Below are 20,832 nucleotides of genomic sequence, written 5' to 3'. Positions count from 1 at the left end.
GCTCGTTCCCGTTCTCAGCCGACCTTGGCGGATGATGCCACGAAAGTGTTGCAGGTGCCGGGATCGGTGCTGGCAAAGCCCTGGTTCATCCACAGCGCCAGACTCTTGGCCGACCCGTGATCGCGGACCTTGTCCTCGGAGTGCTCGTCGCCGCTGTGCTTGATCAGCCAGCTCCACTGGGTCAGCAGTTCGCCGCGCAGCGGGAAGCTGGCCTTGGCCGCGCCGAAGAACGCGGCCGACAGACAGTTCGCCTGCAGCGCCTGGCGCCGATCCATCTCCAGTCGTGCCGCCTCGGTCGGTTCGGTGTCGCGCAGGTTGTCGGTCGCGTCGAAGATTCCGGTCAGGTTCTGCAGGTGGGCGCCGTACACGAAACCGAGCGACTGGGCCATGTCGACCCGGACGTTCGCCTTGTGCTGCGGATACTCCTCGGTCAGCTCCTGCCACGGCATCGTGACGCTGCCGCCCTGTTCGTCAGCGCAGTACGACGAAACGTTCTCCTGGACCCCGCACGCCGTCTCCTCGCCCTCGTCGAACACGATCAGCCGCGGCGAGCGGAACTCGAACCCGGCCTCGATGACGAGCGGCTCCCACGCGCTGTCCATGCAGGCGATCAGGGCCTGGTAGTACGAGCGGATGTTCTCCTTCGACGTCGGCCGGTACGCGGGCTCCTGGCACTTCACGGTGGCCATCGGACCGGTGGCGTAGAAGGGGTTCTCCTTCTGTACGACGAGGTCCGGTGTGGGCTTGCCGGACGGCTTCGGTACGCCGGATGGATGGTAGGACGGCGTACCGAGTGGATTGGCGATGAGGTCGTCGTACGACGGCAGCACCTTCGCGGCGAGGGCGACACCACCGCCGATGACCACCAGCGCGGCGACCACGATGGCCGCGATCAGCGCCTTCGACCGCTTCTTGGGTACGAACGGGATCGGCTCGGGTGCGTAGACGGCTCGATAGGCCGCGGCGGCCGGATCGTTGGGCGGTGGCGGGCCGAGCCGGGTGCCGGAGAGTTGCACCGATCGCCGCGACTCCAGCCGGGACCCCGACAACTGCGGCGGCCCGGCCGGGTTGTCTGCTCCCAGCCGTGGCGTCGGCGCGGTCAGTGGGCCCGATCCGGGCGTGGATCCGCCGTCGGTCGCCTCGTCCCTGCCCGCCCCTCCGGGCAGAAAATGGCCAGGCTTCGGCGCCGGCTTGTCCGCCATGATGTCCCCGCTTCTCCCCAGTACCGGACTCCGCCGGTCCCCCCACTCAGCTGATCCGCGGCCCGGACCCCCTCCGGAACCGCCGCAAGATGTTAAGCCTTGTCACCCCGCCGCGGATACCGCATTGCTGCTTTTGACATCGTTTCGCTACCACCGCCTGCCGACTTACTCCGAGTAACAACCACCGAGGAGCACTGGATGAACGCGCTGGACACCTTCCGCCTGACCGGCCGCCGGGCCCTGATCACCGGCGGCAACCGCGGCCTCGGTCGCGCCTTCGCCCTCGCCCTGGCCGAGGCCGGCGCGGATGTCGCGATCGCCGCCCGGGACGTCGACCGGAACGCGGCGGTCGTCGCCGAGATCGAGGCCCGCGGCCGCCGTGGGCTCGCCGTCGAGGCCGACATCACCGCTGTGGGCGACGTACGACGTCTTGTCGCGGAGGTGACCGCCGAGCTGGGCGGGATCGACGTACTGGTGAACAACGCCGGTGTCGCGATCCACCGCCCGGCCCTCGAGGTACCGCCCGAGGAGTGGCAGCAGGTCCTCGATCTGAACCTGACCGCGCTGTGGAACTGCAGTACGGCGGTCGCACCCGGAATGATCGACGCCGGTGGCGGCGTGATCGTCAACGTCGGCAGCATGTCCGCGCAGATCGTCAACAGGCCGCAATGGCAGGCGTCGTACAACGCGTCCAAGGCCGCCGTGCACCACCTGACCAGGAGCCTTGCCGCCGAATGGGCGTCGCACGGGATCCGCGTGAACGCGATCGCCCCCGGTTACGTGAAGACCGACATGTCGCCCGTGGATCGTCCCGAATTCCGCCAGAACTGGATCCTCGACGCGCCACTCCAGCGCTACGCAACTCCCGAGGAGATCGCCCCCACCGTCGTCTACCTCGCCAGCCCGGCCTCGTCCTTCATGACCGGCTCCGTCGTGGTCGTCGACGGCGGCTACTCCGTCTACTGACCGACCGTGCCGCGGGCCAGGAAGTGGAAGCTCGCGGAGATCAGCCGGGGGTCGGCTTCGAGCCGTCGGGCAAGGCGGATCGCTGACGGGAGGAGAGTGTCGGCCTCCTCCGGCGTGGCGAAGTGGAGGACGGTGATGGCCGGGCCTTCAACGCCGAGCGTTTCGATGTCGGCGAGACCGACGGCCGCGAACTCAGCCGTCAACTCGTCGGCGTGGTGGAAATAGGCGTTGGTGAAACCGTTCGGGTCGTCGTGGTTCCGGCCGGTCTCGAACGCTTCGATGAACTCGCGCTCGTTGGTTTCGGTGAGTGCGCCGCTGCTGCCGTACTCGAGCAGGCCGGCGTACCGGTTGATGCCTGCGGCAACTACCAGGCCGCCGGGTCTGGTCACGCGGGCGGCTTCGCTGAGAGCCTGAGCCCGGTCGGCGGCCTCGACCAGGTGGTACAGCGGGCCGAGGAGCAGCGTCACGTCGACGCTCGCGTCCGGCTGATCAAGGTGGCGCGCATCGCCGACGACAGCTTCGAAGGTTCCGATCGTGGTGGCTTGCTGGACATGTTCGACGACCGGATCGACCAGCGTGACGTGATGACCGTCGGACGCGAGCCAGCGGGCGTGCGCGCCGGTTGCTCCGCCGACGTCGAGTACGACGGACTTCGGCGGCAGCCAGCGACGGAGGAGCTCCTGGGTCCGGAGGAACTCGAGCCGGCCGTGCCCGGAGCGGGCAAGCCGATCGTCCTCGACATAGCGGTCGCGGTAGAAGGCGCGGATGAGCGGATCGAGTTCAACCATTTCCCCACTCTGCTTGGCGAAAATTCCCGGCGCATCCCGTTTTGATCGCGCTACGCTGCGCGCGTGGTGGAGCTGAAGCGGGACGAGTATCCCCGGTCCAACGGGTACGACGCCGAGTGGTTGCTGAACGGCGACATGGGGCCGCATCCGCTGTGGCTGCTCGAAGATCTGGCCAACGACCTGGATCTCCGGCCCGGGATGCGCGTCCTCGATCTCGGGTCCGGCAAGGGTTCGACGTCGGTGTTCCTGGCGAAGGAGTACGGCGTACAGGTCTGGGCGGCCGACCTGTGGATCGAGCCGAGCGAGGCGGCTGCTCACATCGCGTCGCAGGAGATGGACGGCGTCGTACCGGTGAAAGCGGAGGCACACGCGCTGCCGTTCGCGCAGGGGTTCTTCGACGCGATCGTGTGCATCGACGCGTACGAGTACTTCGGTACGGCCGACGGCTATCTCGCGTACCTCGTCCAGTTCCTCAAGCCTGGCGGTCAACTCGGCGTCGCGACTCCGGCGCTGCGGACCGAGATCCGCGACCTCGGGTACATCCCCGACCACATCAAGAAGCTGGTCGGTTGGGAGGCGATCGCCTGGCACACCGCCGACTGGTGGCGGTTCCAGTGGGAGATCACCGAACTCGTCGAGGTCACCGCGGCCCGGCTGCAAGATTCCGGCTGGCACGACTGGCTCACCTGGGCCCAGGCCGTCTCCGAACACCGCGGCAACCGCGACGGTGCACTCGACATGCTCGAGGCCGACCAGGGTGAGTATCTGACCTTCGCGATATTGGCCGCCCGCAAACCAGCGGCCTGACTGTTGCCGGTGCACCCGGGTAGGGGATGCTGGGGTCATGAGTTGGGCTGTGTACGCGATGCGAGGACCTGGAGGCGTACGACGCCTCGACGACATTCCAGACGGATACGAGCCGCCTTCGCTCGGTACGTCGACAGACGTGGTGGCGAAGGTCCGTGAGGTGGTACCGGACGTCGACGCGAGCAAGCCGTCCTGGCTGGCGCTGCGGAGCGACGAGTTCGACGTCGAGATGACGATCGGCAAGGGTGTCGACGTCCGCGACATCACCTTCTACCTGAACGACGGCCCGCGCTCGATCCCGATCGTGATGGAGATCAGCCGCCTGCTCGGCGTCACGCCGTACGACACCGAGTCCGGCAACTTCCTCACCGAGGAGTCCCGGCCGCCGGTCCCGCCGCCGCTGACCGACGACGAGATCAAGGCCAACAAACCCAAGTGGTGGAAGTTCGGCCGCAAGTAGTCCCTTCCCTGGCGGCCCGACCGCCGGGCGTTGACCACCCCGTGTTGCCCCTTGCCGTCGTAGGTTCTAAAATCAGGGCGATCGTACAGGACGAGTGTTCAGGGCAATCGCCCAGGAGGTGACCGAATGACGTCACCCGCAGCTGTCCGCGGGCAGGAGGTGCGGCAGCGATTGCTGGCCGCGGCGGCGGAGTTGATCCCGGAGCGCGGCTGGTCCGCGGTGAGCACGCGGGTCCTGGCCGACCGCGCCGGGGTCACGCCGAGCGTCGTGCACTACCACTTCCCGTCGGTGCAGGCGGTGCTCAGCGAGGCCGTCGTCACCGCGATGCGGCACATGCTGACCGCCACCGACGAGCAGTTCACCGCGGCCAAGACACCAGCCGAGGCCATCGATGCGATGCTCGCGTCGATCGAGCCGCACTCCGGTGTCGACCCGATGTCGCTGCTGTTCGTCGAGGCCTACTTGGCCGCCACCCGCGACGATCGCCTGCGCGAGCAACTCGCGGCCCTCGTTGCAGACTTCCGGCAGCGCGTCGGCGATTGGCTCGCGGTCCAGCAGGTCCCGGATCCCGCTGCGACTGCCGCCGTACTCGCCGCCGCCATCGACGGCATCCTGCTGCACCGTGGCCTCGGCTCGAGTAGCGAGGGTACGGCGGACGTCCTGCGGAGGCTGGTGTCATGAGAGCGATCGTCTGCGGAGCCGGCATTGCCGGGCTGGCCGTCGCGAATCGGCTGGCGGCGCTCGGGCACGACGTGATCGTCGTCGAACGCACGCCGAGCCCGCGCACCCAGGGCTACATGATCGACTTCTTCGGCCCTGGGTACGACGCGATCGAGGCGATGGGACTGCTGCCTGCATTGAAGGACGTCGGCTATCACGTGGTCGAGGCCGTGCTGGTCGACGACCACGGCCGCCGACGGGCCGGAATGAACCTGCGGCAGTTCGCCGAGGGCGCGCTGGTGAGCGTGATGCGCCCGGACCTCGAGCGGGTACTGCGCTCCACCCTGCCGGCTGGAGTGGACCTCCGGTACGGCGCCGGCGTGGAGAACGTGACGCCGTTGGACGACGGCGTACGGATCGAGTTGGACGACGGGTCGTCAGTCGATGCGGAGTTGCTGATAGGTGCCGACGGCATCCATTCGACGGTACGGCGGTTGGTCTTCGGGCCCGAGTCGTCGTACCTGCGTCATCTCGGCTTCCACACCGCTGCCTACACCTTCGATGCTCCGGACATCCACGCGGCGGTCAACGGTCGGTTCGTGCTGACCGACACAATCGGGAGTCAGTTCGGTTTCTACGGTCTGCGGGACGGGCGGGTGGCGTCGTTCGCGGTGCACCGTACGGCGGACCCGTCGCCGCCGGCCGAACCACGCGAGGCGATCCGGGCGTCGTACAGCGAACTGGGATGGGTGGTGCCTGAGGCGCTGGAGCTGTGTCCTTCGCCGGAGGAGATCTACTACGACCAGGTGGCGCAGATCGTGATGCCGACCTGGAGCAAGGGCCGGGTCGTCCTGCTCGGCGACGCGGCGTACGCGGTCTCACTCCTGGCCGGCCAAGGCGCATCCCTCGGAATCGCGGGAGCCTACGTCCTGGCCGAATGCCTCCGGCGGGCGGAGTCGATCGAGGCCGCTCTGACCGAGTACGAACAGCTGTGGCGCCCTGAAGTCGAAGCCAAACAACGCGTCGGCCGCTCAGCCGCCCGCTGGTTCCTCCCGGCGTCCAACCTCCAACTCGTCGGCCGCCGAGTCGCGCTCCACCTGCTCCGGCTCCCCCTCCTCAACCGCCTGGCGCCCACCGCGGTAACCGGCAAACCCATAACGCTGATCCAAATGCTCCACCCTGCCGGGAGTTAGGCGGGACGTGCGGCCACCAGGGTGCCGATCTTGTTGATGCGGTGTTCGGGGTTGCCCAGTGCGTCGCTCCAGAAGTTGCCGGCAGCGTGGTCCTCGGGGGTGGCGCAGGTGGAGAGGGTGATCATCGCCTGGGTCGGGGCCACACCCGGTCGGCCGGGGACGGCGGCGTTCTGTTGGGCCTTCTCGGCCGGCTTGCGGAACGAGATCGTCATGGTCCGGTTGATCACGTAGTCGTAGACGAACCCGTTCGCGGTCACCAGGATGTGGTCACCATTCGTCAACTCAGGAACCTGGCCGAACGGGCGCCCATGCGTGGTCCGATGCGCGGTGATGATGTAGTTGCCGATCTGGCCCGGTCCCACCCCACCGGCCTTCCCGCGCGGACTGGCCGCGACCCCGCGATCCTGGATGACCGTACCGGGCCGATCATCCGCGGTCCCGACGTACGGAACCACCCGAAGCCGCCGTACCCCGATCGCCGGAATCGCCATACTCGCGACAGTTGTCGTCGTCCGAGTCGCCGTCGGGCTGGGCGTCCGCGGCCCAGACGGCGAGGCCGTTGGGCTAGGCGTCCGCGGCGCGGACGGCGAGGCCGTTGGACTGGGCGATGTGGTGCGTGTCGGCGTACCCGGTGTCGCACTCGGTTCAGCAGTAGGCGTCACTCGGTCAGACGTCTCGCTCGCCGGGCCTGCCACATCAGCACACCCAACCAGCCCAGCCGCCACCACAACCGCACCAACCAACCACCGCCGCACCTTCCGAAGGTAACCCCACCCACCGAAAAACCTCCGAAACCGCTCAGTCGAGGACGGTGAGGGAGGCTGGGCCTAGGTGGAGGGAGCCAGACGTCAGTGGGGTGGTGCGGATGCCGGCGTGGCCTCGGAGGGCTTTGAAGGCGCCGGGGGCTAGTACGGCGTCCATCCAGGCGCAGGGGTTGGCTGGACGGTGGGCCTGGAATTCGATCGGGCCGGCGCCGGAGTTCAGCGCGAAGCGGCGGCCGGGGATGCGGGTGCCGTCGGAGGCTCGGTGGGCGGCGAGGGTGTCGATCGGGAAGCCGCGAAGGATGATGTTGCGGCGGAGGAGCAGGGGGTCTGGGGCTGCGGGGAGCTGCAGGGTCTCGGCGAGGTCGTCCATGGCGGCGGCGTCGAGGAAGGTGACTGCGGCGTTCCGGTGAACTGTCTGGCCGAAGTACCGGTCGCCGACGATGCCTAGCTCGGCCCGGATCTCGACCTCGTCGCGGCCAACCGCTGACGGATCCGCCCGCGGCCCGTCCTGCGGGCGCCCCTCGAACGCATGGACCGGCGAGACCATCAAAGCGACAACCTCCACCGCGATCTGCACGTCCCCCACACTACGAGGACCCGTCCACCCGACCCCAGACGCCAACATCGCACCCGACCCGTACGATGCTCACGCCGGTGAATCCAGCGACTTCCCGCAGCACTCACGCCGGCGGACCTCGCGACCTCCCGCAGCACTCACGCCGGTAGACCTCGACCTCCCGCAGCACTCACGCCGGTAGACCTCGCGACCTCCCGCAGCACTCACGCCGGTAGACCTCGCGACCTCCCGCAGCACTCACGCCGGCGGACCTCGCGACCTCCCGCGGCGGTCGCAGTCGCTCCCGAGATCCCGCGAGCGCGATGCCTCGCGTTCGTCCGCAAGAGCAGCCAGGGCTAGGCCACGTTGCGCCGGCTGCTTCCGTCTAGGCCCCAGCTGAGGATGCGCTCGGGGTAGATCCGGATGATCTCCCGGCTGAAGCCAGGCATCGGCGGTTCGACGTCGGCGATTGCCTCGGAGCGGCCGCGGATCTCGACACCCCGGACCACCCACCCCTGCTCGGTGGAGAGATCGTCCACTACCAGGCTCACCTGCGGATCGGCTTGCACGTTGTGGAACTTCCGGCTGCCGCCCATGCCGTGCCCTCCGATGTCGATGTAGCCCTCCTCGGCGTTCACGAAGTACCCGACGGGGTTGTTCTGCAGCGTCCCGCCGGGCGCCTTGGTGGCCAGCCGGCCAAGCTTCTGCTGACCCAGGTACGCAAGCTCCGATGCGGTGAAGATGCTCATGCGGCCGAGTGTGCAACCTCAACAGAAGTTGAGGTCAAGCCCGCAGGTCGTCTATCGCCCTAGTGAGGTTCAAGACCTGCGGATCAGCCCAGGCCGACGTCGTCGGCTGCGCCGCCAGGCACTCGACCAGCATCTCAATACCGTCGGACAGCAGGCGGGAACGACTGTGGGGAGCTTCCCAGCATCCAGGCGAGTTCAAAGCGGAGCGCGGGTTCGACGAGGGAGCACGCGGAACCAAGCGGAGCGCGGTTCGATGAGGTCGTACGCGCCGACGTAGGCCGCCTTCCCTTCGCAAGGATGCTGCGGCTCTGCCAGGCGCAACGATCGCCAGAGTCGACAGATGGCAGGCAACGCGCCCGCTGCAGACGAGAATCATCCCACTCGAGCGGGCGGCGAATCCGAGGTCTGGGAACTGTGTGGCGCGAGAGCCGGCCAGCTCTAGGCACGGGTGGCTTCGCGGCGTAGGTGGGGCCGCGTACTTGGGCCACCCCCGCCGCTGCGCCTCTGCCCGGCGTAACGATCGCCAGAGTCGACAGATGGCAGGCAACGCACCCGCTGCAGACGAGAGTCATCGCACTCGAGCGGGCGGCGAATCTGAGGTCTGGGAAGTGTGGGCGTCAGAGACGGGCGGCTCCGGGAACGGGCGGCTCGCGGGAAAGGTGGCGCTGCGTGCTCGGGCCAACCCGGCCGCAGCGGTTGTCCCGCGCCAAGATCGTACGGCGGTCGAGCTGAAGAACCCGGGGCGCAATCACCTCGGCCGGCCGCGCTCGAACGTCTTCCCGTTGCTGAGGTCGATCAGGCACGCGCGGTCGCGCGAGACCACGAGCCTGATTGGCCTGATCTGTCGTCAGCCGCTAGGGCCTGGATGGAGGCCAGCGGTCGCCGGTGGGAGCACAGCCTCGTCGGCGAGCGCCGCACCGCCCCACGGATCGAAGGGACTATCGCCCCGTGGATCGAGTCCTGCACCGTCCACGCCGTGGGAGTCAGCAGCCGCATCGCCTGCCGAGGTGTCTCCCCAGACGGCGAAGCGGGCCGCCTCCCGGCGGGTCTCGTCGTCAGGCCAACGGTTGACGGAGCGCGAAGTCTGCGCAGAGGCAGACGATTCCTCCTCACCCCAGCAATCAAGGCGAGTAGCGTCTCCCGAGCTGGGACCGTCGCTGTTGTCGCCACGTCCCCGGCCAGACACCTCGCCATCCAACGCACGACCGTCCAACGCACCACCTTCCGAAGCGCCGCCCGTCAGCACCACACCATCCATCGCAGCAGGAGCTTCCGATGCCGCATGGGGTGAGGTGGGCGGACTGTGTCTCGCGGCGCTGTTCACACCAAGCCAGGTTGCGGCGCCACTCGGGCGCGCGGTGTCGGGCGGTGAGACGGGGGCGCCATGCGCATCGGAGCGGGCTGCGGTGCTGTTCGGGGGTGGTGCACCGACGCGGTTGTGGGCAGGCGATTGTTGTTGGGCGGGGTGGCGGGTGTTTGGTCGGGGCGGCGGGTCGGCCCAGGTGGGGCGGGAGACTTGGACTGTGCCGTTGGTGATGGTGATGGTCCAGTGACCGGCGTGCAGGTCGATGTGGTGGCGGCGGCAGAGCAGCACCAGGTTCGAGATGGCGGTTGGGCCGCCGTCGATCCAGGAGCGGACGTGGTGGGCGTCGCAGTGGATGGGTGGGGCGCCGCAGACGACGCATCCCTTGTCGCGGGCGTTCAGGGCGCGGCGCATCGCGCGGTTGACCAGGCGTTCGGAGCGTCCGACGTCGAGTGGTTCGGAGTTGGAACCGAGGACGAGTGGGATGATCTTGGCGTCGCAGGCCAGCCGGCGGATCGCGGCTGCCGACAGCGCGTCGCCGTACACGAGCTGGCCGGTTGCATCCGCGGTGGCGGCCTTGAGGTCGTTGAAGTCGATGGTGACGGTGATGTTCGCCTTGGCCCCGAACCCCGGCACCCACCCACCGGCAGCGCTATCGGATCCGCCAGCACGAGCGTTGTCGGTGCTGGTCGCCGCACGAGCCGGGTCGGTGGTTGCAGCGTCACCGGTCTCGGTAGGCCCAGTCTCAGTGGGCCCGGTCTCGGTGGGCCCGGTCTCAGTAGGCCCGGACTCGATGGGCCCGGTCTCGGCGGCTGCCTGGGCGGCGGCGCCGGTAGCGGTGGCTGTCGGTGTGGCGGTGGGTGTGGCGGGGCGAGCGTTGGCGGGTGGCGTGTCGCCGGGGGCGGGGCGAGTGTTGGGGGGTGGCGTGTAGCCGGTGTCGGTGGCTGCGGCGGCGATGGTCAGGGCGCTGGTGAGGGCGTCGGCCTGGCGCTTGTCGCGGGGGCGAGGGTCGAGTTCGCCGTCGATGGTTTTGTGGGGGCGGGCGCCGGCGTGGGTCAGGGCGCGGAGGAGTTCGGCGTTCTCGTTGGCCAGGAAGCCGCGGAACTTCACCCCGTTCTCGGCGTTGGCCAGTGTCAGGGACTCCCGGAGGTAGGCCTTGTCCTCGTCAGGCCCAGGGCCATCGCTGTCCAGCAGGTCGCCGATCTCCTTGCCTGCCCTGCGTAACTGACCTGGCGACAGGTGACTGGCAAGGCCGACCAGCTGTTCTTCGGCTACCGCTAGATGCTCCAGCGGCACCCTGGCAGCGACACGGTCTAACGCCCACACGATCGCCTGGGCCTGGGCTGGGTGGAGGGGTCGCTCACCCACGCCACCGGCAGCCTCCCCCGCACCACCGTCATCGGCACCACCGTCATCGGCACCACCGTCAGCGGCACCACCGTCAGCGGCACCACCGTCAGCGGCACCACCGTCAGCGGTACGGCCGTCAGCTGAAGCGCCGTCAGCTGAAGCGCCGTCAGCTGAAGCGCCGTCAGCGGTAGCGCCGTCAGCGGTAGCACGAGCGGCTGCAGTGCCATCGACGTCTGGGTCGCCGATTGGGTCGATGTCGTCGGGGTGGGTGGTGGAGAGGTCGGCGGCGGATGTTGCTGAGGTGGTGTCGGGCAGGGCCGCGGAGACGGTCGCGTACTTGGGGAGGGCTCGGGCCAGGCGGACGTCGCGGTGGGCTTCGACGCTGTCGAGGCGGTAGCGGAAGGTCAACAGCCGAGCGGTGTCGTGGGCGCCGATCTCTTCGGCGTACCCGGTGTTCTCGATGCCGGCGACGATGTGTAGACCGTAGGTCTGGAGGCGGGCGACCTCAGCCTTCACCGCGTCGAGAGTCGTCAGCATCTCGACGCCACTCATCGACCACACCGGCCGCTCGCCCAGGAGTTCCATACCGCCAACTCTAGACACGCCCTCCGACAGTTTTCAAAGCCAGAACCCCTTGTTTTCAAGGGAATTCGGCAAGACCGCGTTATCCACAAGTCATCACCCCTGTGGACAACAGATGATAGTTGCCTAACGCAACGGGCAGCGGTGCAGCGAGACGCCGTAGTCCCAGCCGGCGCAGTCAGCCCCAGGTCAGTGGGTCCAGCAGGCGGTAGAACTCCAGGCGCCGCTGGTCCGGCGCCGGCAGGCCGTAGGCAGCGAGGAAGGGCGCGGCGTCGGCGGACCACTCGTCATGGAGTTGGATCGCGATGAGGGCGAGGTCGGAGTAGCGGTCGGCGATGCCGAGGCGGCCGACGTCGATGAGGCCGGTGACCTCCAGCGTGGCCGGATCGAAGAAGACGTTCGGCAGGCAGGCGTCGCCGTGGCAGACGGCGAGGTCAACGCCCGCTTCGATATAGGGGCGCTCAGCAACCACTCGATCCAGCAGCTCCTTCGACGAAAGCAGGCGCCACTCGTCAGTGAGGAAGGCAGGATTGACGGCATCCCGTCGTACTACGTCCTCCGCCGTCGCGATCACCGACGCCAGCGGGCGCTCGAACGGGCAGTCGCGCAGCGAATGCAGTTCTCGCAACGTCCGGCCGAGACTCTCCATCGCCTTCAGCTGAAGGGATTCCGGCAACTCGGTCCCCGCAACGCCAGGCACAGCCGTCGTCACCAGACAAGCGCCGTCGGCCGACTCGAGCCAATCCACTACCGTTGCCCCCGGCAAGTGTGTCCCAGCCAGCCACTCGGCCCGATCCCGCTCGTCCCGCAGCTCCTCCACACCGGCCGGAGAGCAGCACTTGGCGAAGACATCAGTCCGCCGGTAGACCGAGGTGTCGGACTCGCCGACAGTCACCGGCTCCCAGCCGTCACCCTCCGGTTGAAACATGCGAAGAGTCTCGCACGATCAGTTGCCAGGGGAAGTCGAACACCTCGCCAGGCGCCCCCTCCCGATCCTTCAGCCGGCCGACGATGATCCGCGCCAGCGCGTCGTTGAAGCCGACCGGTCCGACCGTCGACAGCGACGGGTCCAGGTGCTCCCCTTCAGGCGTGTTCCCGACGCCGACCACCGCCAGATCCCGAGGTACGTCGATCCGCAGTCGATGCGCAGCCCGGACCGCGGCGATCGCCGCGAAGTCCGTCGTACAGTAGATCGCCGTCGGACGGTCCGGCTTGGTCAGCAACGCCATCGCGGCCCGGTAGGCGCCTTCCGGGTGACGCTCGAAGATCTCGATGTCCTCGTCCCGGATCGGCCGCCCGGCCGCCCGCATCGTGTTGAGGTACGCGTCGAACCGAGCGAATCCCGACGTCCGGGAGGTCAGCGCGCCGACCCTGGTGTGGTGCTCGAGCAGATGCTCCACGGCCAGATGACAGCGCGGCTCGGCACCCGACCGGATCACGTCGAAGCCCCGCGGCTCCAGCGTCTCGCTGAACGCCACGATCTGCACACCCTGTGCCGCGAACGCCTCCAATTCGGCGATCTGCTGCGGGTCCGGGGTGACGCTGTCGATGAAGATCACGTCCGGGGTCCGGTTCGACAACACTGTCCGCCAGTCACCGTCCGCGACGATCAGCGCGGTCTTCCCGAGCGGGCTGACCGCTTCGCTGACCGTGGCCGCGACCGCCTGCGACCACGGATCGGCGAGCACACTGAGCGACAGCAGCACGAGGTCCGACTTGCCGGTGCGGATCGCACGGGCCGCGTCGTTGCGCCGGTAGCCCAGCTTGGTCGCGGCCTCGCGGACCCGGTCGGCGGTCGAGTCCTTGATGGTGTGGCTGCGATGCCGGCCGGACAGTACGTACGACACGGTCGCGACCGACACCCCGGCCTCGGCTGCGACCATGCGCAGCGTCGGGCGGTCGGCCGCAGAAGCTTGCCCCATCGCCATGTGATTGATTCTTGCAGAAGCCGCCAGCCGATTCTCGGGATAAGCCGTCAACCCTTGACCGCGCCGGTGATCACACCCTTGGTGAAGTGCCGCTGCAGGAACGGGTAGACCATCGCGATCGGCACCAGCGCGACCACCACGACCGCCATCTGCAGCGACTGCGGTTGCGGCAGCGGCTCCACTCCGAGCTGGTCGGCGGACAGCGACTTGCCCTGTAGGACGTACGTCCGCAGGATCACCTGGACGGGCCATTTCGACGTGTCGTTCAGGTACAGCAGCGCGTTGAAGAACGCGTTCCAGAACCCGACCGCGTAGAACAGCCCGACCACCGCGATCACGGCCTTCGACAACGGCATCACGATCCGCCGCAGGATGGTGAAGTCGCTCGCCCCGTCGATCCGCGCACTCTCCAGCAGCTCACCCGGCACGTTCATGAAGAAGGTGCGCAGTACGACGAAATTGAATGCGCCGAGCGCGCCCGGCAGGATCAGCGACCACAAGCTGTCGAGCAGACCGAGTTGCTTGACCACCAGGAACATCGGGATGATCCCCGGCGCGAACAGCAACGTGAACAACACCATCAACAGCACCGGCCGCCCGAACAACACCGGCCGCGACGTCGCGTAGGCCAACGCGATCGTGACCGCGAGGGCGATCGCCGTACCGACGACTGTCACGAAAACACTGACCATGATCGCCCGGCCCATCAACCCGCCGCTGAAGAGCGTCTCGTACGCCTTCAGCGTCGGATGCGACGGCCACAGCACGTACCCGCCAGCGTCGATGATGTCGCCATCACTGGCCAGCGACGTCGAGATCACCACCATGATCGGAATCACGATCACCAGCGCGAACCCACCGAGTACGACGGCCTTGATCGACTGGTAGAGCGGGGACGGACTCTCTTTCCAAATGGGTCTCATGAGCGCCTCTGAAAGATTCCGGGCTCACCGAGCCGATGAGCGAGCGAGTTTGCGCCCCACAACAGCAGCGCGCCGACTACGCCCTTCGCCAGACCGGCGGCAGCCCCGCTGCTCCAGTCGCCGCCGACGACACCCGCGTAGTACGTGAAGGTGTCCAGTACTTCGGCCGCACCCGGGCCGACCGAGTCGCGTTGCAGGATGAACTGCTCGAACCCGACACTCAGGATGTCGCCGATCCGCAGAATCAGCAGCAACACGATCACGGTCCGCATCGACGGCAGCGTGATGTGCCAGAGCCGCCGCCAGCGACCGGCGCCGTCCGCCGCCGCGGCCTCGTAGAGCGAGACGTCCACGGCGGTCAGCGCGGCGAGGAAGATGATCATCGCCCAGCCGGCGTCCTTCCAGATCAGCTGCGTGACTACCAGCAACGGGAAGGTGTCCGGGTTCGTCATGAACGGGATCGGGTCCAGCCCGGCCTGCCGGAGCAGGTTGTTGACGAACCCGGCCCCACCGAGCGACTGCTGGAACAGCGTGATCACCAGCACCCAGGACAGGAAGTGCGGCAGGTACGCGATGGTCTGGAACCAGCGCCTGACCCGGTTGCTGACCAGCGAGTCCACGATCAGCGCCAGCGCCAGCGGCACCGGGAAGAACAGCAGCAACTGCACCGCCGCCAGGATCAGCGTGTTCCGCAGCGCATCCCAGAAGTCGGGATTGTCGTACAGGTTGACGAAGTTCTGCAGGCCGTTCCACTCGCTGTGCATGATGCCGAGGTACGGCTGGAAGTCCTGGAACGCGACCAGGTTCCCGATCACCGGCAGGTAGAAGAACACCAGCAGGAACACCACGCCGGGGACCATCAGCAGCACCATCTGCCAGTCCCGCCGCCACCGCACCCCGAGCGGCAGGTTCTTCTTCACCTGCCGCCGGGTGACCGCTTTCTTCAGCATCTATCAGGACCCCGTGACCGGGACGCTCGACGGCAGCACCGCCTCGAACTCGCCGCGCATCTTGTCGCCGCCGCCGCTCTTCCAGCGCTTGAGCGCCTCGTCGTACGCCGAGATCTTCTGCCGGCCGGTGACGATGTCGACGATCGTGTCGCGGAACGCCGCGGTCAGCTTCGGCCCGACCTTGCTGGAGGTGTCGGAGTAGGTGCCCGCGGTCGGGTTGCGCATCGCGAACTGGAGCAGCTTCTGCTCGGTGGCGTAGATCTGCTTGGTGTCCTCGGGGAACGCCGGGTTGAAGATCACGCTCTCCGGTGCAGTCATGATCTGCAACGCGCTGACCAGGCCGGGCGCCTGCTGGGTGCCGGCCTTGGTCAGCACCGGGTTCTTCTTCGCGTCCAGCTGGTACTGCTGGCCGGCGACACCGAAGTTCTTCTGCAGGTACTCCTTGGTGCCGAACGGCGCGGACAGGTAGTCGACCAGCGCGAGCAGCTCGCGGATCCGGCCCTCGTCGGTCTTCTTGAACGGCGTGAACCCGACCGTGCCGTAGCCCATGTCGTAGACCGGCTTCGCCTTGCCGTCGTGGCCGAACGGGATCAGCGTGTCGACGAACAGGGTCGGGTCGAGCCGCCGGAAGTCGTCGGTCGCCCGCGGTCCCACCACGACCTGCGCGGCGATCTGGCCGTTCACGGTCTTCGGGGTGGCGTCGGCCAGGTTGAGGTCCGGATAGAAGACCTTGGCCGCCCACAGCTTGGCGGCGTACTCGACCGCGGCCTTGTAGTTGTCGGTCTCGTACAGGTGGGTGAGCGAGCGGTCCTGGTTCACCCGCCAGCCGTTCGGGGCACCGAACCACTCACCGAACATGTGCAGCATGTTGATGATGGCCGGCTCGAGCGCGTAGTTCGTGCCGGAGCTGAGTTCCTTGCATTTGGCAAAGAACTCGTCCGCGGTGGCGCTCTGCAGGCCGCCGACCTTCTGCCAGGTCCGCGGGTTGCCCATCATCACCTGACCGAACGGCGTCGACGGGATCGGAGCGCCCCAGATCTTCCCGTTCACCACCGCGGTCTTCCAGGACGCCGGCTTCAGCGCGGCCAGGTTCGGGTACTCCAGGACGGCGTCGCCGGACAGGTACGTCGTCAGGTCCTGGAACTTGGCCTCCAGCATCGGGCCGATGTTCGGGATGCCCTGGTTCGGCGGCAGCCACATCAGGTCCGGCAGCGAGTCGCTGGCCAGCAGGGTGGCGAACTTCTCCGGGTATCCCGGGTCGGTGCCGATGGTGAGCTTCAGCTCAGCACCGAGGGCCTGGTTCAGTGACTGCCACATCGGGTTGCTGCCCATCGGCGGCGGAGGCGTCGCGAACGTCTCGGTCAGCGCACTGACCGCGTTCTTCAGCGGCGGCGCCTTCACACTCGAGATCGCGTCCGACGGGAACTGCAGGAAGCCCGGCTCCAGCCCCGATTCGGCCCCCGCCAAGTCGGGCCGCAGGCCCTCGAACGGCTTGTACGTCGGCAGAGTCAGCTCACTCGAGGCCTTCGCCCCGCCGTTCGCCGTACCGCCGTCGCCACAGGCCGCCAGCGTAGGCCCGGCCATCGCCGCGCCCACCACGGCACCGCCAACCTGCAGGAATCGCCGCCGACTGATCATAGTTGCTCCAAGTCAAGACCAAGTGCTCATCTATGCACACTTAAACGTTAACCGGGACCGTAAACCCCGTCCCGCCCCGGATGCAAGACGTAGGCAGAAAAAGAGCCGGCGACCGCGGGGTACGACTCCCGCGGCCGCCGGCCGGAACACCAGATTCGACGACCTGGTGGCGATTTGCGTCAGCCGATCAGCACCTGACGATCAGGCTGGTGAGTGCTGTGCAGGTGCGGCTCGCCTGGTCGTTCGCCGCATTCGGGTCGGTCGGCGAACTCGCGGTGCGCTTCGCCGTCGCGACCAGGGATCCGAGCGTGAGCAGGCCAGCGTCGGCCGCGAACGTCCGGGTGGTCGTGGCACCGCTGGCCAGCGCCGGGATATCACAGTTGACCGTCCTGGTCCCCGCGACCCGGCTGCAGCCCGTCGATCCGGCGTACACCAGGCCGGCCCCCGGCCGGGCGTTCGGCCGGGGAACAGCGGCCCGAGGACGAAATCGGTTGAGCAGCCCCCGGCGTCACATCAGCTCTTGAGTGCGAGGTCTGGTCAGCCGAGTTCGCGGAGGATCATTCTCATGAGGGCGTCGACGTCCTCCTCGACCATCGGCTCGCCGGTCATGCCCATCCGGTGCAGCAACGCACCGATCGTGACGTCGATGAAGAAGAGGATCCGCTGCGTCGATTCGCCGAGCGCCTCCTCGAGCACGAGCCGGTAGGGGTCCTGCAGTTGGGTGGACAGGACGTGGCGCAGCTCGGGATCGCCGATGGCGTCGGTGAACACGCCCGCGAACGCCGCGCCGACGCCCGGTTCGCCGATCTTCGCCGCGGCGAGGCGGAAGCCCGATTCCAGGATCTGCGCCGGGCTGTCGTCCTGGTTCAGCGGCAGCGGGCCGAACGCGTCCACCAGGCAGGCCGTGATCAACGCGCCCTTGGACGGCCAGCGACGGTAGATCGTCGTCTTCGCAACACCCGCCGCGGCGGCGATCCGGTCGACGGTGGCGCGGGTGTAGCCGAGCTCGTGGATCGTGCTCAGCGTGGCCGCGTAAACCTCGGCGTCGATCCCGGCGCGGGGCCGTCCGGGCGGTCTGGCGGGGGTGCTTGCTCGGGCCATGGTGCCAGCCTATCCAGTTATGCTACTTTCGGTATCGATACTCATAGTAGCGAAACCGTCGAGGAGCAGAGATGAGCGTCACCACCACTGTGCAGCAGCCGCCGCTGGGCATCCGGCTGCTGCACGTCGTACGGAAGGAACCGGACTATCCGGCGCTGTCGATCGAGGAGCTGCTCGCCTTCCGGGACGCGCAGAACCGCAAGCTCGCTTCCGGTCTGGCACGAGTGATCACCGGGTTCCCGGACCGCGGCGCGAAGATCGGCTGGCAGCAGGTGGCGCTGGCGGACCGTGAACTCCCGGTGCGCGTGTACCGCCCGTCTCGCCAAGGTGCCTTGCCGCTGGTGGTTCACGTGCACGGCGGCGGATTCATGGGTACGGCGGTGCAGTCCGACTGGATCAACAGTCACGTCGCCGTACAACTCCCCGCCGTGGTCGTCTCGGTCGAGCACCGACTCGTCGACCCCAAGACTCCCCTGTCGGCAGCTGTCGACGACGGTTGGGACGTACTGCGGCACATCCTCGATCAGCCCGCGCAGTGGGGAATCGACCCGGCCCGGGTCGCCGTCTTCGGCGAGAGTGCCGGCTCGATGGTCGCTGCCCTGTCCGCCATCCGGGCCAGGGAATGCGGCCTCCCACTGCGGGCCCAGGTGCTGGTCAATCCGTGCGCCGACCTGACCTCGACGGCGTTGGACTACCCCTCGATGACCACGTACGCCGACAGCCCGACCCTCACCCGGTCGCGGATCAAGATGTTCCGCGAGTTGGCCGTTCCGCACAGTGAGGATCCTCGTGCGGTGTCGCCTCTGTACGCCGACGACGTGAGCGGCCTGGCGCCGGCGCTCGTGGTGATACCTGTCCTCGATCCAGTCGCCGATCACGGACGTGCGTACGCCGACCGGCTGCGCGAAGCCGGGACGCCCGTGCAGGTGTCCGAACACGACCGCGCGGGGCACGCGTTCCTCAGCATGCCGAACCTGGTGCCGCAGGCCAAAGCCGCGCGGGAACGGATCACTGCCTTCCTGCGCGACCATCTCGCCGCATGACGAGCCTGTTGCGCCCCTACCGAGGGACCTTCGCCGCCGTTGTGTTCCTGCAGGTCATCGGCGCTGTCGCGGGATTGGCGCCGCTGTTGGCGGTTGTCGAAATCGGCCGCGTGCTGCTGTTGCCTGACCCGGTTGATCCCGGGCATGTCTGGACCGTCGTGATCGTGGGTGCGGCCGGCCTGTTGGTCCGGCTGCTGGCCACGGCCACGTCCGCCGGAATCGGGCATGCACTGGACGACCAGGTGCAACTGTCGTTCCGCCGGCAGTTGGCCGCGCGGCTGGGTCGCGTCCCGATCGGCTGGTTCTCCAAGCGCCGTACGGGCGAACTGGCCAAGGTGGTCGGGGACGACGTGAGCGCCGTACATCCGTTCATCGCCCACACCCCCGGCGAGCTCATCGCCGCCTTTGTGGTGCCGCTGGTGTCGCTGATCTACCTGTTCACCATCGACTGGCGACTCACCCTGATCACGCTGATCCCGGTGCTCCTGGCCGTGGCGCTGGTTCCGCTGATGATGACCCCGGTGCGGACGAACGAGCAGGCCGAATTCGATGTGGCGATGGGACGGATCGCGAGTTCGGTCGTCGAATTCGTCGAGGGCATCGCGGTGGTCAAGGCGTTCGGCGGAGCCGGCCGCGCCCACCACAAGTTCCTCACGGCCGCGGACGATTTCGTCCGCACGTTCTACCGGTGGGTGCGCGGGATGTCCGTGATCGCCGCTGGGATGCAGCTGGCGCTCGCGCCGCCGTTCGTGCTGCTCGTCGTGCTGATCGGCGGTGCGACTCTGATCACGAACGGCGGCATGCCGGCGGCCGATCTACTGCCCTTCCTGCTACTCGGACTGGGACTGACCGCACCGGTGGCCGCCCTCGGCCACGGCTTCGACGACATGCAGGCCGCCCGACGTGCGGTCGGCCGGATCCGGGACGTGCTCGCGGTGCAGTCGCTACCGGAGCCGGCGCGTCCGGTCGCACCGCAGGGGCATCGGGTGGAGCTGCGTGACGTCCGGTTCGGGTACGACGACGATCACGAAGTACTGCGCGGCGTCGACCTGGTGCTCGAGCCGGGGACGGTCACCGCGATCGTCGGGCCGTCGGGAAGTGGGAAGTCCACGCTGGTTCAGCTGTTGCCTCGGTTCTTCGACCCGACGCACGGCTCGGTCGTCCTGGGCGGTGTCGATCTGCGCTCGCTGGGCAGCCAGGAGCTGTATCGCATGGTGTCGTTCGTCTTCCAGGATGTTCGCCTGCTGCGCGCGTCGGTGGCGGACAACATTGCGTTGGCAGTGCCGCAGGCCGATCTCGACGACGTGGTCCGCGCCGCCAAGCTGGCGAACATCCACGATCGCATTCTCGAACTGCCGCGCGGCTACGAGTCGGTGATCGGCGAGGACACCGGGCTGTCGGGTGGCGAGGCACAGCGGATCTCGATCGCCCGCGCACTGCTCGCCGACACCCCCGTTCTGGTGCTCGACGAGGCGACCGCGTTCGCCGATCCGCAGACCGAGCACGCCGTACGCCGTGCGCTGGCGACGCTGGACGGTCGGACGATCCTGGTCATCGCGCATCGACTGGAGACGGTGGCCGACGCGGACACCGTCGTACTGCTGGAGAACGGGTCGATCGTCGAACGCGGCCGGCCTGCAGAACTACTGGCACAGAACGGGAAGTTCGCCGCGTTCTGGAGAGGACGTGAGGTTCGATGATTCGGATGCTGTTGCGAGTGCTGGGACCCGAGTACGCCCGGCCGGTGCGACGCACCGTGGCCCTGATGACCACGACCGCGATTCTTGAAGGCTTGTCCTACGCATTGCTGGTTCCGGTACTGCGGGCACTGTCGGAAGCTCACCAGGCGACGCCTGGCCCTGGCTGATC

The 20,832-nt window shown here is 67.9% G+C and carries 21 protein-coding genes; 8 read left to right on the top strand and 13 right to left on the bottom strand.

Features of this window, described 5'->3' with window-relative positions; translation table 11 throughout:
• Positions 1 to 14: 14 nt before the first annotated feature.
• Positions 15 to 1,202 (bottom strand): neutral zinc metallopeptidase, encoded by a 1,188-nt coding sequence (locus EV652_RS10810; RefSeq protein WP_132208900.1) that lies wholly within the window; start codon positions 1,200 to 1,202, stop codon positions 15 to 17.
• A 198-nt stretch (positions 1,203 to 1,400) separates the two neighbouring features.
• On the opposite strand from EV652_RS10810, the gene EV652_RS10805 reads away from it, so the two are divergent.
• On the top strand, positions 1,401 to 2,168 hold the full coding sequence (locus EV652_RS10805) for an SDR family NAD(P)-dependent oxidoreductase (RefSeq protein WP_132208899.1): 768 nt from the start codon (positions 1,401 to 1,403) through the stop codon (positions 2,166 to 2,168).
• On the opposite strand, the gene EV652_RS10800 is transcribed toward EV652_RS10805, so the two are convergent.
• A complete protein-coding gene (locus tag EV652_RS10800; protein WP_132208898.1) occupies positions 2,162 to 2,956 on the bottom strand; it encodes a class I SAM-dependent methyltransferase in 795 nt (264 codons plus the stop codon). The two genes, EV652_RS10805 and EV652_RS10800, sit on opposite strands and share 7 nt — an antisense overlap.
• Before the next feature lie 63 nt (positions 2,957 to 3,019).
• Here EV652_RS10800 and EV652_RS10795 point away from each other — a divergent pair, with 63 nt between their 5' ends.
• The 4 genes from EV652_RS10795 (at position 3,020) to EV652_RS10780 (ending at position 6,076) form a co-directional block, all read left to right on the top strand.
• Positions 3,020 to 3,763 (top strand): SAM-dependent methyltransferase, encoded by a 744-nt coding sequence (locus EV652_RS10795; protein WP_199238111.1) that lies wholly within the window; start codon positions 3,020 to 3,022, stop codon positions 3,761 to 3,763.
• A 37-nt stretch (positions 3,764 to 3,800) separates the two neighbouring features.
• On the top strand, positions 3,801 to 4,223 hold the full coding sequence (locus tag EV652_RS10790; protein WP_132208897.1) for a hypothetical protein: 423 nt from the start codon (positions 3,801 to 3,803) through the stop codon (positions 4,221 to 4,223).
• 126 nt (positions 4,224 to 4,349) lie between these two features.
• Positions 4,350 to 4,904 (top strand): TetR/AcrR family transcriptional regulator, encoded by a 555-nt coding sequence (locus EV652_RS10785; RefSeq protein WP_132208896.1) that lies wholly within the window; start codon positions 4,350 to 4,352, stop codon positions 4,902 to 4,904.
• On the top strand, positions 4,901 to 6,076 hold the full coding sequence (locus tag EV652_RS10780) for an FAD-dependent monooxygenase (protein ID WP_132208895.1): 1,176 nt from the start codon (positions 4,901 to 4,903) through the stop codon (positions 6,074 to 6,076). Before EV652_RS10785 ends, EV652_RS10780 begins: the two co-directional genes overlap by 4 nt.
• Here the strand turns inward: EV652_RS10780 and EV652_RS10775 are convergent.
• The 11 genes from EV652_RS10775 to EV652_RS10725 form a co-directional block, all read right to left on the bottom strand.
• Entirely contained in the window at positions 6,073 to 6,567 is a 495-nt protein-coding gene (locus EV652_RS10775) for a class E sortase (RefSeq protein ID WP_132208894.1), read from the bottom strand. The genes EV652_RS10780 and EV652_RS10775 overlap by 4 nt on opposite strands.
• 307 nt (positions 6,568 to 6,874) lie before the next feature.
• Entirely contained in the window at positions 6,875 to 7,417 is a 543-nt protein-coding gene (locus tag EV652_RS10770) for a molybdenum cofactor biosysynthesis protein (protein WP_242001684.1), read from the bottom strand.
• 335 nt (positions 7,418 to 7,752) lie between these two features.
• Complete coding sequence (locus EV652_RS10765) at positions 7,753 to 8,145, bottom strand: PPOX class F420-dependent oxidoreductase (protein WP_132208892.1); 393 nt, start codon at positions 8,143 to 8,145, stop codon at positions 7,753 to 7,755.
• A gap of 847 nt (positions 8,146 to 8,992) precedes the next feature.
• A complete protein-coding gene (locus EV652_RS10760) occupies positions 8,993 to 11,383 on the bottom strand; it encodes an HNH endonuclease signature motif containing protein (protein WP_132208891.1) in 2,391 nt (796 codons plus the stop codon).
• Positions 11,384 to 11,558: 175 nt separating this feature from the next.
• The gene (locus EV652_RS10755; protein ID WP_132208890.1) at positions 11,559 to 12,308 is read right to left on the bottom strand and encodes an aminoglycoside 3'-phosphotransferase; all 750 of its coding nucleotides are present in this window, start codon (positions 12,306 to 12,308) and stop codon (positions 11,559 to 11,561) included.
• Positions 12,289 to 13,308, bottom strand: coding sequence for a LacI family DNA-binding transcriptional regulator (locus EV652_RS10750; RefSeq protein ID WP_199238110.1), 1,020 nt, complete (start codon positions 13,306 to 13,308; stop codon positions 12,289 to 12,291). Before EV652_RS10750 ends, EV652_RS10755 begins: the two co-directional genes overlap by 20 nt.
• A gap of 47 nt (positions 13,309 to 13,355) precedes the next feature.
• Entirely contained in the window at positions 13,356 to 14,231 is an 876-nt protein-coding gene (locus EV652_RS10745; RefSeq protein ID WP_132208889.1) for a carbohydrate ABC transporter permease, read from the bottom strand.
• Complete coding sequence (locus EV652_RS10740) at positions 14,228 to 15,181, bottom strand: ABC transporter permease (protein WP_242001683.1); 954 nt, start codon at positions 15,179 to 15,181, stop codon at positions 14,228 to 14,230. The genes EV652_RS10745 and EV652_RS10740 overlap by 4 nt, the downstream gene beginning before the upstream one ends.
• Before the next feature lie 3 nt (positions 15,182 to 15,184).
• Positions 15,185 to 16,819, bottom strand: a complete 1,635-nt coding sequence (locus tag EV652_RS10735; protein ID WP_132208888.1) for a type 2 periplasmic-binding domain-containing protein — start codon at positions 16,817 to 16,819, stop codon at positions 15,185 to 15,187.
• Positions 16,820 to 17,006: 187 nt separating this feature from the next.
• On the bottom strand, positions 17,007 to 17,252 hold the full coding sequence (locus EV652_RS46150; protein ID WP_369410008.1) for a hypothetical protein: 246 nt from the start codon (positions 17,250 to 17,252) through the stop codon (positions 17,007 to 17,009).
• A 104-nt stretch (positions 17,253 to 17,356) separates the two neighbouring features.
• A complete protein-coding gene (locus tag EV652_RS10725; protein WP_132208886.1) occupies positions 17,357 to 17,920 on the bottom strand; it encodes a TetR/AcrR family transcriptional regulator in 564 nt (187 codons plus the stop codon).
• 71 nt (positions 17,921 to 17,991) lie between these two features.
• Between EV652_RS10725 and EV652_RS10720 the strand changes: the two genes are divergently transcribed.
• The 3 genes from EV652_RS10720 to EV652_RS44995 are packed head-to-tail and all read left to right on the top strand — an operon-like array spanning position 17,992 to position 20,830.
• Entirely contained in the window at positions 17,992 to 18,963 is a 972-nt protein-coding gene (locus EV652_RS10720; protein WP_132208885.1) for an alpha/beta hydrolase, read from the top strand.
• Positions 18,960 to 20,663 carry an ABC transporter ATP-binding protein gene (locus EV652_RS10715; RefSeq protein ID WP_132208884.1) on the top strand — a complete coding sequence of 568 codons (1,704 nt, stop codon included), beginning with the start codon at positions 18,960 to 18,962 and terminating at the stop codon, positions 20,661 to 20,663. The genes EV652_RS10720 and EV652_RS10715 overlap by 4 nt, the downstream gene beginning before the upstream one ends.
• A complete protein-coding gene (locus EV652_RS44995) occupies positions 20,660 to 20,830 on the top strand; it encodes a hypothetical protein (RefSeq protein ID WP_206752086.1) in 171 nt (56 codons plus the stop codon). Before EV652_RS10715 ends, EV652_RS44995 begins: the two co-directional genes overlap by 4 nt.
• The last annotated feature ends 2 nt before the right edge of the window (positions 20,831 to 20,832 follow it).

It is taken from the genome of Kribbella steppae, from assembly GCF_004342025.1.
GTDB classification, from domain to species: Bacteria; Actinomycetota; Actinomycetes; order Propionibacteriales; family Kribbellaceae; genus Kribbella; species Kribbella steppae.
Note: the sequence above shows the minus strand (reverse complement) of the source record. Positions and strands in the feature narration are given on the sequence as shown.